This is a genomic window from Aeromonas ichthyocola (assembly GCF_046087985.1).
Taxonomy (GTDB): Bacteria; Pseudomonadota; Gammaproteobacteria; order Enterobacterales; family Aeromonadaceae; genus Aeromonas; species Aeromonas rivipollensis.
The window spans coordinates 225,660-244,227 of sequence record NZ_JBJSWH010000006.1 but is presented as its reverse complement, the minus strand read 5'-3'; the positions used below and the strand labels follow the sequence as shown (position 1 = coordinate 244,227).

The 18,568-nt window shown below is 62.9% G+C and carries 15 protein-coding genes and 3 pseudogenes; 10 read left to right on the top strand and 8 right to left on the bottom strand.

All coding sequences use genetic code 11. The features are described 5' to 3' along the window. The first annotated feature begins 50 nt into the window (after window positions 1-50). A complete protein-coding gene (locus tag ACF2JD_RS18330; protein WP_163149900.1) occupies window positions 51-2,615 on the top strand; it encodes a putative bifunctional diguanylate cyclase/phosphodiesterase in 2,565 nt (854 codons plus the stop codon). A gap of 51 nt (window positions 2,616-2,666) precedes the next feature. Then, window positions 2,667-3,428, top strand: coding sequence for a class I SAM-dependent methyltransferase (locus tag ACF2JD_RS18325; protein ID WP_440987931.1), 762 nt, complete (start codon window positions 2,667-2,669; stop codon window positions 3,426-3,428). A gap of 24 nt (window positions 3,429-3,452) precedes the next feature. On the opposite strand, the pseudogene ACF2JD_RS18320 reads toward ACF2JD_RS18325, so the two are convergent. The 4 genes and pseudogenes from ACF2JD_RS18320 to rhlB all read right to left on the bottom strand — a co-directional run. Then, window positions 3,453-3,946, bottom strand: a pseudogene (locus ACF2JD_RS18320) (DUF4382 domain-containing protein); the annotation flags it as partial. Between the two features lie 58 nt (window positions 3,947-4,004). Beyond that, window positions 4,005-4,258, bottom strand: a pseudogene (locus tag ACF2JD_RS18315) (Rho-binding antiterminator). 30 nt (window positions 4,259-4,288) lie between these two features. Then, window positions 4,289-5,779 carry a guanosine-5'-triphosphate,3'-diphosphate diphosphatase gene (gene gppA / locus ACF2JD_RS18310; RefSeq protein WP_440987965.1) on the bottom strand — a complete coding sequence of 497 codons (1,491 nt, stop codon included), beginning with the start codon at window positions 5,777-5,779 and terminating at the stop codon, window positions 4,289-4,291. 13 nt (window positions 5,780-5,792) lie between these two features. Further along, window positions 5,793-7,082 (bottom strand): ATP-dependent RNA helicase RhlB, encoded by a 1,290-nt coding sequence (rhlB, locus tag ACF2JD_RS18305; protein ID WP_106885407.1) that lies wholly within the window; start codon window positions 7,080-7,082, stop codon window positions 5,793-5,795. A gap of 113 nt (window positions 7,083-7,195) precedes the next feature. On the opposite strand from rhlB, the gene trxA reads away from it, so the two are divergent. The 6 genes from trxA (at window position 7,196) to fre (ending at window position 12,441) form a co-directional block, all read left to right on the top strand. Further along, window positions 7,196-7,522, top strand: coding sequence for a thioredoxin TrxA (gene trxA / locus ACF2JD_RS18300; protein WP_025328829.1), 327 nt, complete (start codon window positions 7,196-7,198; stop codon window positions 7,520-7,522). 206 nt (window positions 7,523-7,728) lie between these two features. Then, window positions 7,729-8,994: a transcription termination factor Rho gene (gene rho, locus ACF2JD_RS18295; protein WP_440987930.1), complete on the top strand. Its 1,266-nt coding sequence runs from the start codon at window positions 7,729-7,731 to the stop codon at window positions 8,992-8,994. 176 nt (window positions 8,995-9,170) lie between these two features. Further along, window positions 9,171-9,656, top strand: a complete 486-nt coding sequence (locus ACF2JD_RS18290) for a hypothetical protein (protein WP_440987929.1) — start codon at window positions 9,171-9,173, stop codon at window positions 9,654-9,656. A 67-nt stretch (window positions 9,657-9,723) separates the two neighbouring features. Further along, entirely contained in the window at window positions 9,724-10,122 is a 399-nt protein-coding gene (locus ACF2JD_RS18285; protein ID WP_440987928.1) for a hypothetical protein, read from the top strand. Further along, window positions 10,119-11,588, top strand: a complete 1,470-nt coding sequence (gene ubiD, locus ACF2JD_RS18280) for a 4-hydroxy-3-polyprenylbenzoate decarboxylase (protein WP_025328827.1) — start codon at window positions 10,119-10,121, stop codon at window positions 11,586-11,588. The genes ACF2JD_RS18285 and ubiD overlap by 4 nt, the downstream gene beginning before the upstream one ends. A gap of 154 nt (window positions 11,589-11,742) precedes the next feature. Continuing rightward, window positions 11,743-12,441, top strand: coding sequence for an NAD(P)H-flavin reductase (fre, locus tag ACF2JD_RS18275; protein ID WP_025328826.1), 699 nt, complete (start codon window positions 11,743-11,745; stop codon window positions 12,439-12,441). Between the two features lie 179 nt (window positions 12,442-12,620). Here fre and ubiK read toward each other — a convergent pair whose 3' ends face one another. Further along, window positions 12,621-12,878, bottom strand: a complete 258-nt coding sequence (ubiK, locus tag ACF2JD_RS18270) for a ubiquinone biosynthesis accessory factor UbiK (RefSeq protein WP_025328825.1) — start codon at window positions 12,876-12,878, stop codon at window positions 12,621-12,623. 302 nt (window positions 12,879-13,180) lie between these two features. Between ubiK and ACF2JD_RS18265 the strand changes: the two genes are divergently transcribed. Continuing rightward, window positions 13,181-15,598: a VolA/Pla-1 family phospholipase gene (locus tag ACF2JD_RS18265; RefSeq protein WP_440987927.1), complete on the top strand. Its 2,418-nt coding sequence runs from the start codon at window positions 13,181-13,183 to the stop codon at window positions 15,596-15,598. Between the two features lie 213 nt (window positions 15,599-15,811). On the opposite strand, the gene glpG is transcribed toward ACF2JD_RS18265, so the two are convergent. Together glpG and glpE are read right to left on the bottom strand one after the other, a co-directional pair. Next, on the bottom strand, window positions 15,812-16,645 hold the full coding sequence (gene glpG, locus ACF2JD_RS18260; protein ID WP_411634144.1) for a rhomboid family intramembrane serine protease GlpG: 834 nt from the start codon (window positions 16,643-16,645) through the stop codon (window positions 15,812-15,814). A gap of 29 nt (window positions 16,646-16,674) precedes the next feature. Next, window positions 16,675-16,998, bottom strand: a complete 324-nt coding sequence (gene glpE / locus ACF2JD_RS18255; protein ID WP_025328822.1) for a thiosulfate sulfurtransferase GlpE — start codon at window positions 16,996-16,998, stop codon at window positions 16,675-16,677. A gap of 167 nt (window positions 16,999-17,165) precedes the next feature. Here glpE and ACF2JD_RS18250 point away from each other — a divergent pair. Continuing rightward, window positions 17,166-17,743, top strand: a pseudogene (locus ACF2JD_RS18250) (LysE family translocator). On the opposite strand, the gene ACF2JD_RS18245 reads toward ACF2JD_RS18250, so the two are convergent. After that, window positions 17,722-18,567 (bottom strand): AraC family transcriptional regulator, encoded by an 846-nt coding sequence (locus tag ACF2JD_RS18245; protein WP_289981135.1) that lies wholly within the window; start codon window positions 18,565-18,567, stop codon window positions 17,722-17,724. The pseudogene ACF2JD_RS18250 and the gene ACF2JD_RS18245 overlap by 22 nt on opposite strands. Window position 18,568 lies beyond the last annotated feature (1 nt).

The following is an 18,568-nucleotide window of genomic DNA, read 5'->3' as shown; positions in this document are numbered from 1 at the left end:
CTCTTCAGTAGAGTCGGGTTCTACCTTCCAAGGAGAGAAAGAACCTTGCCATGAGGCGAGCACTCGAGTCTGTCTATCAAATCATCTCAAGCCTGTCTCATTCGAGTGGTCAGGGATATTTTGATACCTTTGTGAGTGAAATCGCCAACGCGGTCGGGGCTGACTTCGTCCTGGTTTCAGGCAAGGATCAGGCCGGGCTCTTCTTCACAGTGCATGCCGCCTATCCCGCCTCTCTCGACATCAACTCCTACAGCTTCCCCCTCGCGGATACCCCGGGGGAGATCGCCATGCAGCAGGGAGAAGCCTGGTTCAGCGATCGCACCCGGGAGTTGTTTCCCCATGCGGCCGTGCTGGAGCGCTGCCAGGTTCGGGGCTATGCCGGCGTCGCACTGAAGAGTGCCGAAGGGGAGACCATAGGGCTGTGCAGCGTCATGTTCAAGCGGGCCACCCCCAGAATGGACAAGATCATGGGGCTGCTGCGGCTGCTGGCGCCGCTCGCCGGCCGTGAACTGGCCCTGATGTATCAGCAGCAGCGTCAGTCGCTCCCCGCCCAGCCGGAATGCCCCGACTTCCTGGACACCATGATGTCCCATGCGCCGGTCGGCATCGGCAAGCTCGATCTGAACGGCACCATCCTCTGGGTCAACCCGGCCATCGAGAAGATGCTGGGCTACAGCCAGCAGGAGCTGCTGCGACTCACCGTTGCCGAGCTCAACCACCCCGACGACTGGCTGACCAGCATCCCTCTCTACGACGCGCTCAAGCGGGGAGAGCGCCCCGCCTTCACCCAGGAGAAGCGCTACCTGCACCGGGATGGCTCTGTGCTGTGGGGCCGGGTGACTGTGACCCTGATCCGCAACGAGCAGATGCATCCGGACTACCTCATGGTGGTGCTGGAGAACATAGACCCGATGAAGCGCCATGCGGAGCAGCTCAAGCTCTCCCACCGGGTCTATGACAACCTCTCCGAGGCCATACTGGTGTGCGATGCCGACAGCCGCATCATCTCGGTGAACCCGGCGTTCGAGAAGATCACCGGCTACAGCGAGGAGGAGGCCCGCGGCCAGCGCCCCAGCCTGCTCAAGTCCGGGCTGCACGATCAGACCTTCTACGCCGACATGTATCACGCCCTGGAGCGGGTGGGGATCTGGCGCGGCGAGGTGTGGAACAAGCGCAAGAACGGCAAGCTTTATCCCCAGCAGCTGATGATCAGCGCCCTGCGAGAAGGGGGCAGGATCAGCCAGTACATCGCCATCTTCAGCGATCTCTCCCAGACCAAGCTGGCGGAGCAGAAGATCGCCGCCCAGGCCAACTACGACAACCTCACCGGGCTGCCGAACCGCTGGTTGTTCGGCCGCTGCCTTGCCCGCTTCTGCGAGCGGGGGGAGCGCTTCGCGCTCATGGTGCTGGATCTCAACAACTTCAAGGCGGTCAACAACAGCATGGATCACCATGTCGGCGATGCCCTGCTGCGAGAGGTGTCGGATCGGCTGGTGAGCCGGGTGCGCACCGAGGATCTGGTGGCCCGCATCGGCGGCGACGAGTTCGCCTTCCTGGTGCCCGGCATAGTCAACCGGCGTCAGGCCGAGGTCTTCGCCAAGCAGGTGATAGGCGGCTTCGCCCGTCCCTTCATGCTGGCGAACCAGCACCTCTATGTGACCGCGACCCTAGGTATCACCCTCTGCCCCAACGACGGGGCCGACAGCGACGAGCTGCTGCGCAACGCCGAGCAGGCGCTGTTCGTCGCCAAGCGGCAGGGGCGCTCCCTCGGTACCTACAGCGCCTCCATGCGGGAAGAGGTGAGCCAGCGCCACCAGATGCAGCAGGATCTGGCGGAGGCCATCAAGCTGGGGCAGCTGACCATGGCCTATCAGCCCATCTGGGACAATCGCAGCGGCAGGGTCGCCAAGCTGGAAGCCCTGGTGCGCTGGTATCACCCCCACTGGGGTCAGGTGTCGCCAGCGGACTTCATCCCGCTGGCGGAAGAGGCGGGGCTCATCCAGGGGTTGGGGGCTCTGGTGCTCTGGCAGTCGTGCCGGGATCTGGCCCGCCTGCAGCAGTCCGGCTTCCCGGATCTGCAGATGTCCATCAACCGCTCCACCCTGGAGTTTCAGACCATAGATCCCGAGGCGAACGAGTGGCTGCGAGTGATCCGTCACTTCGACCTGGACCCGGCGGACATCATCATAGAGATCACCGAATCCCTGTTGATGGAGAGCAGCGATCAGCACAGGGTGCGGATCGATGCCCTGCGCGAGGCGGGCTGCAAGCTGGCCATCGATGACTTCGGCACCGGCTACTCGGCCCTCAACTACCTGCGTACCTTCCCGGTGGATCTGGTGAAAATTGACCGCTCCTTCGTGCGCCACATCCCCTTCAACGAGCAGGACCGGCTGCTGCTGGACGGCATCATCAACATAGTTCACAACCTCGGCATGCAGGTGGTGATCGAGGGGGTGGAGACCCGGGAGCAGCTCAACTTCCTGTGTCAGAAGGGTTGTGCCTTCACCCAGGGCTATCTGCTCAGCCGCCCGCTTCCCTACGACGACCTGGTGGAATACCTGACCCTCAATCGCCAGGGGATGAACCTGGCCAATCTGACCACAGTGAGCTGATCCCCCGCTTCTGCTATCATGCCCGCTTCCGTGCCGCCATGAGTCTTCGTTATGCCCCATATCCAGGTTTTCAGTGAAGTGCCCGCCCGCGATGGCGAGCTGGACGCCCTGCGACTGCGTCTGGCCGAGGTGGAGTTTCCTGCCCCTTTTGCGCTGGTGCTGACTGACACCAGGCTGGAGCTGCGCAAGCTGGACGAACCCAAGCTGGGTGCCGTCTATGTAGACTTCGTGGAAGGGGCCGTGGCCCACAGGCGCAAGTTCGGTGGCGGCCGCGGCCAGTCCATCGCCAAGGCGGTGGGGTTGAAGTCCGGGGCCATGCCGACAGTGGTGGATGCCACCGCCGGGCTCGGCCGTGACGCCTTCGTGCTGGCCTCCCTCGGCTGCAAGGTGACCCTGATCGAACGCAGCCCCGTGGTGGCGGCCCTGTTGCAGGACGGGCTGGCGCGGGCGGCCCAGGATCCCGAGATTGGCCCCTGGGTCAGCGAGCGCATGCATCTTCTGCAGGGGCCAGCGGTGGACAACCTGCTGGCGTTGAGCGAGCGGCCCGATGTCATCTATCTCGATCCCATGTTCCCCCACAAGCAGAAGTCGGCGCTGGTGAAAAAAGAGATGCGGGTGTTCCAGTCCCTGGTGGGGCCGGATCTCGATGCGGATGCCCTGCTGCCTGCCGCGCTCAAGATGGCGAACAAGCGGGTGGTGGTAAAGCGCCCAGCCTATGCTGGCTGGCTCAATGAACATAAACCCAGTATGGCTATCGAGACCAAGGGTAACCGCTTCGATGTCTATGTGATGGCGGCGCTGGCGGCGGGTTAACTGTCGGTGCGAGTCGCAGAAAGTTGATGCTGGTGGTGGCGTCACCGCCTGGGCTTTCTGCACGGTTTGAGTTGCAGCGGGTCGCCGGCCAGCGCCGGATTGTCCTCGTTGCCATTGCAGACCAGCGCCAGATCAGCCTTCGCCAACATGAACAAATCCCAGTTCGTAACCAAAGCCGCCACCGCTTTGCGTATACGGGCGCTGGCATAGAAGCCGTTGTCGCTGTCCGCCATGTCGGGGGGTAGTTGTCATCGCTTCTGGCTGTAGAAGAGACGAAGGCCTTGTCGGTCAGCTGGCCGCCGCACAGCCCGGCGGCGACCGTGCCTTCTACTGTGGCGACCTGGGTGTTGTTCACCAGCCGCGACCTCTGGGCTTGAGCTCGTAGTACTGCTCGTGGCCCGGCAGCACCATGGCCTGGCGCAGATTCAACTGGTGGTGAAGGCGCTGAAGCCGTTGGCGGCGAGAGCAAGGATCTCCAGCTTGAGTTCGCTGCTGGGCACCTCCAGCGGCTTGATCACCCTTGCGGATGCAAAAAGAGGGCCAACGTTATGTTGGCCCTCCTTTTTCGTATTGGATTCAGTTGGTTGGCGCGAAGCGGATCAGCTTATCTTCCCCTTGCCAGCTCAGGCGCAGGGTCGCCAGCTCCCCAGGCTGAGTCGCTCGCCACTGTGCAGCAGCAGATACTCGACCCCTTCGCTGGCTTCTATGGTGCGGACCTTGTCATCCCACCGGCGACCGTCGCGGCTGGCGAGGGTCACCGGCAGTTGCCAGCGGGCGGCTATCTCGAGCCAGTCGTAGAGGTCACAGCTGATGGGTTGGTAATCCGGCATGATCGACTCTCAGACAGACAGGTGATGAGGTCAGGCTTCCTGCACGCGGGTGGGCCAGCCCATCTTCTGCTGGCGATCCACCTCGAGCCGCAACTCGCTGGCGCGCAGATAGTGTTCGTCCATCCACCCTTTGGGCAGGGTCAGGGTCAGCGACTCCTCCTCGGCCTGCAGGGTGAAGCTGGGCACTGTGCCCTGGGTGCGGCGCATGCAGAGGATCAGCGCGATGCGCAGGATGCGGGCCAGCCGGATCGCCTGGCGACCGGTGACGGCGCCCTGCTTCTCCAGGGTGTCCAGCTTGAATTCGTCCCGCTGATTGAACAGCAGGGCCGACAACAGCTTCTTCTGCGCCGGGGTGAAGCCCGGCATGTCGATGTTGTCGATGATGTAGGCGGCGTGTTGCGGCGCCTTCTTGTACTCGATGCAGAGGCCAATCTCGTGCAGCAGGGCCGCATAACGCAGGATAGGGCGACCGTAGCGCTTGGAGAGACGCCAGGCCGGTTGCAGCTGGTTGAACGCTTCGACGGCGGTGTCGCGCACCCGCTCGGCGTGCTCTTTATCCAGCTGATAGCGGCTGATCAGGCTATCGGCGGTTCTGTCCCTGGCATCACAGTCGTGATTGTTGCCGAGCAGGCCGTAGATCAGGCCTTCCCGCAGGGCGCCACCCGCCAGCGTCATGCTCTCGATATTCAGGGTCTCGAAGATGGCGATCAGGATGGCGAGGCCGGAGGGGAACACGGTCAGCCGCTCGGCGGCCAGCCCTTCCAGCTGCAGCCGATCCAGTCTGCCGCAGGCGATGGCCTGACCCATCAGCTCCTGCAGCTTGGGCAGGGTGACCCGCTCGCTCTTCCCTTGCGCCAGCATGATCTCCTGCAGCGCCTGGACAGTGCCGGAGGCGCCGACGCAGGTGCGCCAGCCCAGAGCGCGGTAATCTTCCGCCACTTTCTCCAGTACCGTCTTGGCGGCGGCAATGGCCTGCTGGAAACGGGCCTCGGAGAGCTCGCCGTCACCGAAGTGATTGTTGAGCCAGGTGACGCAGCCCATGTGCAGGCTGTTGAGCAGTTTGGCTTCGCTGTGTTCGCCTATCACCAGCTCTGTGCTGGCGCCGCCGATGTCGATCACCAGGCGGTTGCCTTCCCCGGCGGAGGTCCAGGAGACCCCCTCGTAGATGGTCTTGGCCTCTTCCTCGCCCGAGATGATCTCTATGCTGTGGTTGAGCACCCGTTCCGCTTCGCTCAGGAACTCGTCAACGTTGGTGGCGAGGCGCAAGGTGGCGGTCCCCACCACCCGGATGTTGTCGGACGGAATGTCCTGCAACTGCTCGGAGAACAGGCGCAGGCAGTCCCAGCCCCGCTCCATGGCGGCACGGCTGAGACGAAACTCCGGATCGAGACCGGCGGCGAGGCGAACCTTGCGCTTGACCTTGGTGACGGTGCGCAGGGCACCGGCGACCTCGCGCACCACCAGCATGTGAAAGCTGTTGGAGCCGAGGTCGATGGCGGCATAGAGCGGCGAGTTGTGCAACTGGGCCAGTCCCTTAGTTCTTGCGTGGCGGACGGCGGCGGTTGTTGCTGTTGCCACCACCCTGGCGATCCCGCATGTTGCGGTTCACCGGCTGACGGTTGCGGAACACCCGTTTCGGGGCGGTCACATCATCCAGCAGGGAGTCGCGATCGTACTTGCTGACCGGGATGGCGTGATGGATGTACTCCTCGATGGCCGGCAGGTTGAAGGCATAGTCTTCACAGGCCAGGCTGATGGAGTGACCGCTCTTGCCGGCACGACCGGTACGACCGATACGGTGTACATAGTCTTCGGCATCGTCGGGCAGGTCGTAGTTGAAGACGTGGGTCACGTCGGGGATGTGCAGACCACGGGCGGCCACGTCGGTGGCGACCAGGATGTCCAGGGTGCCCTTGGTGAAGTCTTCCAGGATCTTCATCCGCTTCTTCTGCGGCACGTCACCGGTCAGCAGGCCGACGCGGTGGCCGTCGTTCTCCAGCCACGCATGCACGTCTTCGCAGACATGTTTGGTGTTGGCGAAGACGATGGCCTTTTCCGGCCACTCTTCTTCCATCAGGGAGAGCAACAGCAGCATCTTGTCTTCGTTGGAGGGGTAGAACAGCTCCTCCTTGATCCGCACGCCGGTCATCTGTTCCGGCTCTATCTGCACGTGTTCCGGGTGGTTCATGTGCTCGTAGGCCAGCTCCTGCACCCGCAGGGAGAGGGTGGCGGAGAACAGCATGCTCAGACGCTCGGTGGCGGGCGGCATGCGGCGGAACAGGAAGCGGATGTCCTTGATGAAGCCGAGGTCGAACATGCGATCCGCTTCATCCAGCACCACGACCTGGATGTTGCCCAGATCGATCACCTTGGACTTGAAGTAGTCGATGATGCGGCCTGTGGTACCGATCAGGATGTCGACACCCTGTTCCAGCACGGCCAGCTGCTTGTCATAGCCTTCGCCACCATAGGCGAGACCGAGCTTGAGCCCGGTGGAGGCAGACATGCCTTCTGCATCGTTGTAGATCTGGACCGCCAGCTCCCGGGTCGGGGCCATGATGATGGCGCGGGGCTGGTTGACGAGGCGCGGCCTGGTCAGGGGATGGGTCAATAAATAGTTGAAGGTCGCGGCCAGGAAGGCAAGGGTCTTGCCGGTCCCCGTCTGGGCCTGACCGGCGAGGTCATGGCCTTCTACCAGCAGGGGCAGAGACAGTGCCTGGATGGGCGTACAATAGTGAAATCCCTTTGATTCCAGACCAGCCAGAACTTCGGGTTCGAGGCCCATTTGGGCGAATTTTTCGGTCGTTAGATGTGTTTTGCTCATGGCGGTAGGTTATCAGGTTAGGCTTGCAATAATAAACAGGATCATTTCAAATAGGGCAACTATTGCCTTTGTTGAACCATCAATAAAGCCTTAATTACTGACTGGAGTTGGAGATGAGTGACAAGATTGTTCAGCTGAGCGATGCCAGCTTCGAGGCCGATGTAATCAAAGCCGACAGCCCCGTTCTGGTCGATTTCTGGGCTGAATGGTGCGGTCCGTGCAAGATGATTGCCCCGATCCTGAACGAAGTCGCCCAAGAATATGCCGGTCGCGTGACAGTGGCGAAATTGAACATCGATCATAACGCCGACACTCCGCCCAAGTATGGCATTCGCGGTATCCCGACCCTCTTGCTGTTCAAGAATGGCGAAGTGGCAGCGACCAAGGTCGGCGCCCTGTCCAAGACTCAGCTGAAAGAGTTCCTGGACGGTAACCTGTAATAATCAAGAAGGAGCGCATTGCAATAATGCGCTCCTTGTGTTTTATCACCTAGACGCTCATCCCGATTGGTGCTAGTTTATCGCTCGTTTGCTAACCTTTTTGCCTGACTCCTTGCTTAACAGCAGCCTGGCAAGTCAAATCCGATCAGCATCAATCCAGCAGACTGTCTCCTCATTTCAATCCTTGCTTACAGACTTTCACCACTATGAATCTGACTGAACTAAAGAACACTCCTGTGTCTGAGCTGGTACAGCTTGGCGAATCCATGGGGTTGGAAAATCTGGCTCGGGCGCACAAGAAAGACATCATCTTCGCGATCCTCAAGGCGCACGCCAAGGGTGGCGAGGATATCTTTGGCGACGGTGTGCTGGAAATCCTGACCGACGGCTTTGGCTTCCTGCGCAGTGCAGACGGCTCCTATCTGGCCGGCCCGGACGATATCTACGTCTCCCCGAGCCAGATCCGCCGTTTCAACCTGCGAACCGGCGATACCGTTTCCGGCAAGATCCGGCCACCGAAAGAGGGCGAACGTTATTTCGCGCTGCTCAAGGTCAACGAGGTCAACTACGACCGCCCGGAAAACGTCCGCAACAAGATCCTGTTCGAGAACCTGACTCCGCTGCACGCCAACGAGCGTCTGCGCATGGAGCGTGGCAACGGCTCGACCGAAGACATCACAGCCCGCGTGCTGGACCTGGCTGCCCCCATAGGTAAAGGCCAGCGTGGCCTGATCGTGGCGCCGCCCAAGGCCGGTAAGACAATGCTGCTGCAGAACATCGCCCAGAGCATCGCCTACAACCACCCGGACTGTGAACTTATCGTGCTGCTCATCGACGAGCGTCCCGAAGAAGTGACCGAGATGCAGCGCATGGTGAAGGGTGAAGTGATCGCCTCTACCTTCGACGAACCTGCTTCGCGCCACGTTCAGGTTGCCGACATGGTGATCGAGAAGGCCAAGCGCCTGGTCGAGCACAAGAAGGATGTGGTCATCCTGCTGGACTCCATTACCCGTCTGGCGCGTGCCTACAACACCGTCATCCCCTCATCCGGCAAGGTACTGACCGGTGGTGTGGATGCCAACGCCCTGCACAGGCCCAAGCGCTTCTTCGGTGCCGCCCGCAACGTTGAGGAAGGCGGCAGCCTGACCATCATCGCCACCGCGCTGGTGGATACCGGCTCCAAGATGGATGAAGTCATCTACGAAGAGTTCAAGGGTACCGGCAACATGGAACTGCACCTCTCGCGCAAGATTGCCGAGAAGCGTGTCTACCCGGCCATCGACATCACCCGCTCCGGCACCCGCAAGGAAGAGCTGCTGACTGCGCCGGACGAGCTGCAGAAGATGTGGATACTGCGCAAGATCATTCACCCCATGGGCGAGATCGACAGCATCGAGTTCCTCATCGACAAGCTGGCAGCCACCAAGACCAATGACGAGTTCTTCGACGCCATGCGGCGCCAGCAGAAGTAACCGGTCAGAAAATGACGAAACCGCGGCCCAGGTCGCGGTTTTTGTTTATCTATTTTCCGGTCGCCTGAGTAGTATGAAATCCCGATGTCACAAGGATAGGGACGTCATGAAGCCTGTTTTCTGGTTATTGCTGGGGTTGCTGCCGCCATGCCAGCCTGCCGCAAGTGGCGGCGCTGGTGGCCGACCGAGGGGTTGCAGGGTCACCAGCGCTATCTGGCGGCCGGCTGCAGCTCGGGCAATTTGCCGCCATCGACACCCTGCTGGCAACCCTGGCGGTGGGGCAGCGGGAGTTCCTGCTGTTGCAGCTGCTGGGGATATTCCAATGCCGGCCACCCCTGTATCCCCCTGCTGCCTGGGTGCGCGGCTCAGGCCGCCAAGGCCCCCAGTGGCTGGTGGAGCAGCAGGTGGACGGCTTTCTGGTGCAGCAACCCGCCTACGATTTTGCCGCCCGCGCCCGGCAGTTGCTGGCCAATGGCACTGGCAGCAGCTGGCCTGGCAGGACAACTATCGCCAGCAGCTGGCCCAGGGCAGCTTCGCTAAAGCCATCTACTACAGCCGTAACCCCGATCTGGCCATGCAGCAGCAGGCGCTGCTGGCCCTGCTCGATCGGCAGCCGCTTCCCGCTCTGCAATGCGGGAGGCCGCAAGCGCTGGCCGCCATGAATATCTTCCTGCCCGACAACCAGTTGCTGCTGCGGCTGTTGGAAGCGTACCGGCGACAGCGCGCTCTATGAAGCTGTGGCGTCAGCCGGTGGATCAGGACAGCGTGGCCGCACTCTCCACCATCAGCCGCTTCCATCACGGCGGCGGCCAGCGATCTGCTGATTGCCGCCAGTGCAACCCTCAAGCTGAAAGAGCCGCCCTGCAGCCAGCTCAGCGCGCTCTCGCCGCTGCCGGACAAGGCCCAGCAATTCCTGCTGGCGGAGCTCTCAACCGCCAATACAGCGCGCTGGTGGCCAGCCTGTTGCTGCAGATGGACGAACCCAGGCTGCTGGCCCAGCTTGCCGATCGGCTGACAGGCAGGAAAGACGTCACGCCTCGTCCGTCATGCTGCCCGATACGGGTACACCGGATGCGCGGCCAGGGTTATAATGCGGAACCTCCTGACCCCGCTAGGGTACCTGCATGAAATACAAGGACTTGCGTGATTTCATCGCGCAGCTGGAACAAACCGGACAGCTCAAGCGCATCAGCCGCGAGATAGACCCCTATCTGGAGATGACCGAGATCAGCGACCGCACCCTGCGTGCGGGCGGCCCGGCCCTGCTGTTCGAGAATCCCAAAGGCTACTCCATGCCGGTGCTGACCAACCTGTTCGGCACCCCGGATCGGGTCGCCATGGGCATGGGCCAGCCCAACGTCGGTGCCCTTCGCCAGGTCGGGGTCTGGCTCTCCTACCTGAAAGAGCCCGAGCCGCCCCGTGGTCTCAAGGAGCTGATGGAGAAGCTGCCGATCTTCAAGCAGGTGCTCAACATGCCGACCAAGCGGCTCTCCTCCGCCCCCTGTCAGCAGGTGGTGCTGGAGGGGGACGCGGTGGATCTGGACCAGATCCCCATCCAGCACTGCTGGCCCGGCGATGTGGCGCCCCTGGTGACCTGGGGGCTGACCATTACCCGAGGCCCCTACAAGAAGCGCCAGAACCTCGGCATCTACCGTCAGCAGAAGATCGGCAAGAACAAGCTCATCATGCGCTGGCTGGATCACCGCGGCGGCGCCATCGATTTTCGCGAGTGGCAGGAGGCCCACCCGGGTGAACGTTTCCCGGTGGCGGTGGCGCTCGGCGCCGATCCTGCGACCATACTCGGCGCCGTGACGCCGGTGCCGGACAGCCTCTCCGAGTACGCCTTCGCCGGCCTGCTGCGGGGCAGCCGCACCGAGGTGGTGAAGGCCCTGAGCTGCGATCTCGAGGTGCCCGCCAGCGCCGAAATCGTGCTGGAAGGCTATCTGGAGCCGGGGGAGATGGCACCCGAGGGTCCCTACGGGGATCACACCGGCTACTACAACGAGGTGGACGAGTTCCCGGTGTTCACCATCACCCACATGACAATGCGCCGCGATGCCATCTATCACAGCACCTACACCGGCCGTCCGCCCGATGAGCCGGCTGTGCTCGGGGTGGCGCTGAACGAGGTGTTCGTGCCGCTGCTGCAGAAGCAGTTCCCCGAAATAGTGGACTTCTACCTGCCGCCGGAAGGCTGCTCCTACCGGATGGCGGTGGTGACCATCAAGAAGCGTTATCCCGGCCATGCCAAGCGGGTGATGCTGGGGGTCTGGTCCTTCCTGCGCCAGTTCATGTACACCAAGTTCGTGATCGTCTGCGACGACGACATCAACGCCCGGGACTGGAAGGACGTGATCTGGGCCATCACCACCCGGATGGACCCGGCGCGGGACACCACCTTGATCGAACACACGCCCATCGATTATCTCGACTTCGCCTCGCCGGTCTCGGGGCTCGGCTCCAAGATGGGGCTGGATGCCACCAACAAGTGGCCGGGGGAGAGCAACCGGGAGTGGGGTCAGCCCATAGTCCAGGACGAGGCGGTGAAGCAGAAGATCGACGGGATCTGGGACGAGTTGAAGATCCTCGACTGAGCGACCCGCCCGGGCTGGCGGCCATGTCGACGCAAAAGTGCGGTATTGCCGTGCCGAATTGGGTATGCTCGACTGACTTGACCACAAGCTGGTCGCCAGAAAACAGTGAAACCATGAGCGAAGCGGGCCGGGCAGGCCCCTCACAAGGACAAGAATGCAACGTATCAAGTGCCGCGTAGAGGAACTGCGCGAATATGTCGACACCATCTGGCACGTGGCCCTGACGCCGCAGCAAGCGGTGAGCTTCAAGCCTGGCCAGTATCTGCTGGTGGTGATGAGCGATTCGGACAAGCGCCCCTTCTCCATCGCCAACTCGCCGACCCGCTCCGGTGTGCTGGAGCTGCAGATCGGTGCCACCCCGGAGAACGCCTACGCCGGCCAGGTGCTGGCCCGCATGCGCGAGCAGGGGGAGATCGAGATCGAACTGGCGGCGGGCAAGGCCTTCCTGCGTGACGAATCGCCGCGCCCCCTGATCCTGATGGCGGGTGGCACCGGCTTCTCCTACGCCCGCGCCATCCTGGAGTATCTGATCGATACCGGCAGCAAGCGCCCGGTGTTCCTCTACTGGGGCGTGCGCCAGGCGCACTGGCTCTATGAGCAGGGGCTGATGCAGCAGTGGGAGCGCGACTATGCGCCGCTGACCTTCATCCCCGTGGTGCAGGAGCCACAAGCGGACTGGACCGGCAAGACCGGTCTGGTGCACAAGGCCATCATGGATGACTTCGTCAGCCTGCATGACTACGACATCTATGTGGCCGGTCGCTTCGAGATGGCGGGTGCCGCCCGCGAGGAGTTCAAGGTGCTGGGTGCCGAGCCAGAGCGCATCTTCGGCGACGCCTACGAGTTCATCTGATCACCGTCTACCCGAGGAGTGCCGATCTGCTCCCTTCTCCCCTCGCGGGAGAAGGGGTGGGGATGAGGGGGTGAGCAACTTGATTTGCCAGCCCCTATCGGCCCCCCTTGGGCATCAGAAACAACAAACCCCAGCCTGGCTGGGGTTTGTTTTATGTGCCGACGGGACGTCGAGTCGTATTACTCGCCCTTGGCGCCGAGTTGCTGTTCCAGCTGGGCCAGCTTGGCCTCGAGGGCGGTCAGCTTCTCCCGGGTGCGCAGCAGCACCTTGGTCTGCACGTCAAACTCTTCGCGGCTCACCAGATCCAGCTTGTTCAGCTGGGCCTGCAGCACCTGACGGGTCTTCTTCTCCACCTCTTCACCCATGCTGCGAATGCCGGGCGGCAGGGCGTTGTGTATCTGTTTGGCGATCTCTTCCAGTTTTTTCGGGTCGATCATGGGGTTCTCCTTAAGCAATGGCGCCATTCTACCGACAAATCCCCCCCTTTGCCGAGATCGGGGTGGCTTTTTGCGCCACTGACGCTGAAAGGTTCTGGTCGGGTCTGGTGATAAGGGGAAGGCTGTTACCCTCTGGCGCCGGGGATCAATTCCAATTCCTTGATGTTGTACACAAAAAAATCAGATCAGATGACCGACCAGAGGCTTATTAATTGTTGCGTTGCTGTTAATATGACTCGGTCGGGTTTGGACCCTACCCCGTCAGGCTCATCATGGATAACAACATATAAAGAGATAAGGATATGAAAAAGAAGCTAATTTACGCGGCAGTCGTCAGTGCGCTGCTGAGCGGTTGTGGTGGCAGTGACGAAAACAAAGGCGATACCTCAAGCTATCTCGATTATCTGCTGAGCGGCACCAATGCGGCGCGCCCCAGCGCCCTGGCCGCCCGTGCCAGTGACGGCACCCTGAAGTTCTCGACCGAAACGGCCGATCTCTCCAATCCAGTCTCAGCCCTCTCCACCCTGGATGGCTGGTCCACTACCCAGGCGATCCAGATAGTGCCAGTGACTGCCTCGGGCATCACAGTCAAGGCGCCGTCCGCCGCCGAATTCGGTGCCTCGGTGGCCCCGCTCTACCTGCTGGAGCTGGAGTTCGACAGCGCCGCCCTGCGCCCGAGTGGCGTGAAGAAGGTGCTGACCTACGGGGTGGACTTCGTGGTCGCCGAGTCGGTGGGCAAGCTGAACCTGGTGCCGCTCAAGCCGCTCAATCCCTCTTCCTACTACATGATAGTGGCGACCGATTCGCTCAAGGACAGTAGCGGCAACCCCCTGCGGGCTGGCAGCGACTATAGCAACTACAAGAGCACCACCGGCAGCAATGCCCAGGAGCAGACCATCAGCGGCCTGATCGCGCTGCAGGAAGGGCTGTTCAAGGCGGCCACCGGCATCACCAGCGATCACGTGATCTTCTCCGACTGGTTCGGTACCCAGTCCGGTGCCGACGTGCTGGTGGCGGTGAAGGGCGCGGCCGCTTCCGTGCTCAAGAGCCCGACCCTGGACGCTGCCGCCCTGTGGAAGCAGGATGCCCTGGGCAACACCAGCCTGCCCGGCACCTACACCCTGGCCGTGACCGGTAGCAATACCTTCCTGACCCAGCTGGATGCGGAGCAGTTCCTGCCGCAAGAGCAGAAAGATGCCATTGCCGCCGCCGTTGAAGCTAACCCGCAATTGAAAGGTCTTGCCGGTATGACCCAGGTCTTTACCGGTACGGTCAAGCTGCCTTACTTCCTCTCCTCACCGGCCACCGCCGGCTCCTGGGACAAGGCCAGGACCCAGTCCTGGCATGGTGCCATCCCCAGCCTCTATGCCATCGCCAATGCGCTGAAGGCACAGGATGCCGAGGTGATCGGCGGTCTGGTGGGCGCCGGTGTGGATCCGGCCCTGCTGGGCGAGCTCATCGCCGATCCCAGCCGTCAGGCCGAGTTGCTGGCGGAGGCGAGCAAGCTGATAGGGGTGACCCTCACCTCCGGCGGTAAGGCGCTGGATCCCGAGATGAACATAGGCCGCTTCAACCCGCTGCCCAAGCTGGAAGAGGTGCAGTCCGTGCCGATGCGGATCTTTGCCGCAACCAATGACCTGAAGACCATCACAGATGTGATCATCTATCAGCACGGCGTCACCTCGGTGAAGGAGAACGCCTACGCCCTGGCGCTGAGTCAGATCGGTGCCGGCGCCCAGGCAAAGAAGAACGTGGCCGTGGTGGTGATCGATCATCCGCTGCACGGGGAGCGTGGCTTCGCCCTGACCGGCAGTCCGGACTCTGTCACCACGGATAAGAACCCGACCCCTTACCTGAACCTGAGCTACCTGACGGTGGCGCGGGACAACCTGAAACAGAGCGTGGCGGATCTGCTGGGCCTGCGTCTGGCGGTGGGTCTGGCCAATGCCAAGGGTGCTATCGGTCAGAAGGGCCTCAAGGTGCACTTCCTGGGTCACTCCCTGGGTGCCATCGCCGGGGCCAACCTGTTGGCGGTGGCCAACCAGCCCATCGGCAACGCCCAGGCGGATGCCCTGTTCAAGTTCACCACCGGTGGCCTGGCCATGCCGGGTGGCGGCATAGCCCCGCTGCTGCTGAACTCGCCGACCTTCGGCCCGACCATCCAGATGAGCGTGCTGACCGGTGGCAGCGCCGCCCTGAAGACGGCCTTCACCGCCTATGCGCCGAACTGCAAGACGGCGGCGCCGACCTGCTTCGTCAACGAGTTCCTGCCGAGCCTGGACGCTGCTACCCAGGCGAGCGCGGCCGGTACCCTGCAGAGCTACAGCTTCGCGGCCCAGTCGGTGCTGGATTCGGCTGATCCGATCAACCTGGGTCGCGGCATAGCGGCGGACTTCCCGCTGTTTGCCACCGAAGTCGTCGGCGACGGCGCCCTGAGCCTGTCGGATCGGGTTATCCCGAACAGCATTGCCACAGCGCCTCTGGGTGGCACCGAGCCGCTGTTCAAGGTGCTGGCCCTGCAACCCCTGAGCGCGACCGGCGCGGCCAATCACCACGCCACTCGCTTCGTGGCCGGCGGTCACAGCTCGCTGCTGGCACCGGATGAGAACTTCGATCCGACCGGCGCCGTCACCTCAGAGATGCAGACCCAGTTCGGCAGCTTCTTCGCAAGCGACGGCACTGCGGTCAAGGTGACCGACGCCAGCCTGCTCAAGCAGTAAGCCAGCCGGCCAATAACAACGCCGCCCCTTGGGGCGGCGTTTTGTTTTTGGGGTAATAGCGGTGGGCTGACTGTAGCAAACGCCTCACGCCGGTCTGGGATGCCTGTCCAGCCAGCCTTGCAGCAGGCCGCGACCAGCAGACCGACCAGATGGGCCATGTTGGCGGTCGCTATGGCTGCCGAGCAGGTCGAAAGACTTGCCGACAACCAGGTCTCACGCCGGTCTGTGATGCCTGTCCAGCCAGCCTTGCAGCAGACCGACCAGCAGGCCGACCAGATGGGCCATGTTGGCGGTGGGGGTGCCGAGCATGTCGAAGAAGCCGAGCACCAGCCAGATCAGCATGAAGCCCATCAGGGCCGGCGGCATGGTGAGGCCGCAGGCGGGCTGCAGTCTGGCCCGCAGCCAGCTGTAGCCGAGCAGGGCATAGACCACCCCGGAGAGGCCGCCAAAGCGCGGGCCGCTCACGAAAAACTCGGCGATATTGGGCAGCGCAGCCCCGACCAGCAGCAGGATAAACAGCTTGCCGCTGCCGAGCCGCTGCTCGATCTGGCCGCCGAGATACCACCACCACAGCAGGTTGAACACCAGGTGCAGCACCGAGAAGTGGATAAAGGCCGGGGTGACGTAGCGCCAGGCCTGCCAGTCGGTGAACTGGGCCAGGGTCGGGTGGAACGCCAGCTCGTCGAAGATGGGCAGGCCTATGGCGTCGAGGGCATAGATGGCCAGGCAGGCGATGATAACCACCAGGGTCAGGGGGCCTGCCTGATGGAGGAAGTCGGTGACGGGATCCGTCATCCCCTTGCTGTAGTCGATGCGGGCATCCGCCCGGCCGGACTGCCAGGAGGCCTCCATATAGCGGGGGTGATTGGGCTCGGCCAGGAAGCGCTTCACCTCCAGCTGGGCCTGGGCGAGGCGCTGCTCGTCCGCCAGCCAGACGGAGACGCCGAGCTCGGACTGGGTCAGCTCGCACGAGATGCCCAGGGTGGCGAGGTAATCCACCAGCGCCTGGGCCATGCGGGCGTCACCCAGTACCAGCAGCTGGATCATGCCGGCCGGGGAGGAGTGGCCCGCCCCTGTCATGCGTCGCCTGCCTGGATCGGGAACTCCCTGCGCCAGGCCTCGAAGCCGCCGTCCAGGCTGTAGACGGCGTCATAGCCCTGTTGCAGCAGATACTGGGCCGCTCCCTGGCTGCTGTTGCCGTGATAGCACATCACTATGACGGGGGTGTCGAAGTCCACCTCGTTCATGAAGCGAACCAGGGAACCGTTGGTGAGGTGGAAGGCGCCGACCGCGTGGGCCGTCTCGAAGGATTGGGGATCACGAATGTCCACGAGACGGGCCTCACCGGCCTCCAGCTTCTGGTGGGCATCCTGGGCGCTGATATGGGCAAACTGGTCCATTGAGATGTCCTGCAAATAGATGATTGAGGGCCAGTTTACCGCAAGCCGTGGCTAGCGCTAAGCCCGCAATGTGCCTTGCCATGTGCCGCGGGATCGCAATTTCCTTCAATATCGGCCCGGGCGTGCCGGATAGGCTGGTGGCTCAATCCTTTGCGTGAGCATCATCCATGGAAATCAGTCTGTTGTTGTCCATGTCCGGGTTTGCCCTGGCCATGTCCATCTCCCCGGGGCCAGTCAACCTGGTCGCCCTCGGCACCGGCGCTCGCTACGGCTTCCCGGCCAGCCTGTGCCACGTGGTGGGAGCAACCCTCGGCTTCATACTGCTGCTCCTGCTGATGGGGCTGGGCCTCGGTGGTGCCCTGTCCCGGTGGCCGGTGGCGGCGGGCGCCATCCACTGGGGCGGCGTGCTCTTTCTCTGTTACATGGCCTGGCAGCTGCTGGTGGACAGGGGGCGGGGGCGCCACCCGCCTTCTGGTACGGGGCCCTGATGCAGTGGCTCAACCCCAAGGCCTGGCTGGCGGCCAGCATGGGGATGGGGGCCTACGGGGTCGCGGGCGGGCTGGGGCAGATAGCCCTGTTTACCTCTGTCTATCTGGTGATCTGCCTCGGCTCAATCGCCTGCTGGGCCTATGCCGGCAGTTGCATGCAGGGGCTGCTGCTGGTGCCTCGCCGACTGCGCTGGTTCAACCGGGCCATGGCACTCTTGCTGCTGCTCAGCGCCGCCTATCTGGTGCGTTCAGCCTGACGGGCGAGCTGGGTCCTGTACTGGCCCGGGGTGGCGGCGACCCGGCGTTTGAACTGGCGCTGGAAGTGGGCCTGATCCGCAAAGCCGCTGGCCAGGGCGACCTCGGCCAGGGGCTGCCCCTGTTTGAGCAGGGTGCGGGCGTGGCGGATGCGCCTGTCCAGCAGATAGGCGTGGGGGGTCATGCCGTAATGCTGGCTGAAGGCGCGCACGAAGTGGGAGGGGGTGAGCCCGGCAACGGCGCTCAGCTGTGACAGGCTGAGGGGGCTGGCGCTGTCGTCCTGCATCAGCTCGGCGGCCCGCTGCAGGTGCTGGGGCGGGCGATCGTCCCAGCGTGCCGGGGTGAGCCTGGCCAGCAACTGGCGACTGAACAGGTGGCAGGCCACTTCGCGGGCCAGGGGATCCGGCGCCTGCACCAACTGGTGATGGAGGTGCTGCAAGCCCTGGTAGAGCAGGGGATCCCGGCTCGCCGTCATGTCGAAGGGCCTAAACTCGCTGCCGAGGCCGGCCTCCTCCTGCTGGCTGCGCAGCCAGTCGGTGTCGAGGTAGAACATCAGATAGGACCAGGGTTGGTCGGCGATGGGGTTGCAGGCGTGCACCTCCTCCGGGTTCATCAGCACCAGGGAACCCGGGCCGACCTCCTGAAGGCTCCGCTGGTTGAGGTAGTGGCTGTGGCCGCCGGTGATGGCGCCGATGGAGAAGTGGGCGTGGCTGTGCTTGTCGTAGCAGACGTGGCGGCCATCCTGCACCGCCCGCGCCTCGATGAAGGGCAGGGCAGGGTCGTGCCAGAAGCTGTGTCTGTCCGGCCCTGCCTCTGTCCTGCTCATG

Excerpts from the sequence above, each read along its gene's own strand:
- rho (WP_440987930.1), top strand. The coding sequence starts at position 7,729 with ATGAATCTGACTGAACTAAAGAACACTCCTGTGTCTGAGCTGGTACAG.
- glpE (WP_025328822.1), bottom strand. The coding sequence starts at position 16,998 with ATGGACCAGTTTGCCCATATCAGCGCCCAGGATGCCCACCAGAAGCTG.
- ACF2JD_RS18245 (WP_289981135.1), bottom strand. The coding sequence starts at position 18,567 with ATGAGCAGGACAGAGGCAGGGCCGGACAGACACAGCTTCTGGCACGAC.
- ACF2JD_RS18285 (WP_440987928.1), top strand. The coding sequence starts at position 9,724 with ATGAAGCTGTGGCGTCAGCCGGTGGATCAGGACAGCGTGGCCGCACTC.
- ACF2JD_RS18325 (WP_440987931.1), top strand. The coding sequence starts at position 2,667 with ATGCCCCATATCCAGGTTTTCAGTGAAGTGCCCGCCCGCGATGGCGAG.
- glpG (WP_411634144.1), bottom strand. The coding sequence starts at position 16,645 with ATGATCCAGCTGCTGGTACTGGGTGACGCCCGCATGGCCCAGGCGCTG.
- rhlB (WP_106885407.1), bottom strand. The coding sequence starts at position 7,082 with ATGAGCAAAACACATCTAACGACCGAAAAATTCGCCCAAATGGGCCTC.
- ACF2JD_RS18265 (WP_440987927.1), top strand. The coding sequence starts at position 13,181 with ATGAAAAAGAAGCTAATTTACGCGGCAGTCGTCAGTGCGCTGCTGAGC.
- fre (WP_025328826.1), top strand. The coding sequence starts at position 11,743 with ATGCAACGTATCAAGTGCCGCGTAGAGGAACTGCGCGAATATGTCGAC.
- ubiD (WP_025328827.1), top strand. The coding sequence starts at position 10,119 with ATGAAATACAAGGACTTGCGTGATTTCATCGCGCAGCTGGAACAAACC.
- ACF2JD_RS18330 (WP_163149900.1), top strand. The coding sequence starts at position 51 with ATGAGGCGAGCACTCGAGTCTGTCTATCAAATCATCTCAAGCCTGTCT.
- trxA (WP_025328829.1), top strand. The coding sequence starts at position 7,196 with ATGAGTGACAAGATTGTTCAGCTGAGCGATGCCAGCTTCGAGGCCGAT.
- ubiK (WP_025328825.1), bottom strand. The coding sequence starts at position 12,878 with ATGATCGACCCGAAAAAACTGGAAGAGATCGCCAAACAGATACACAAC.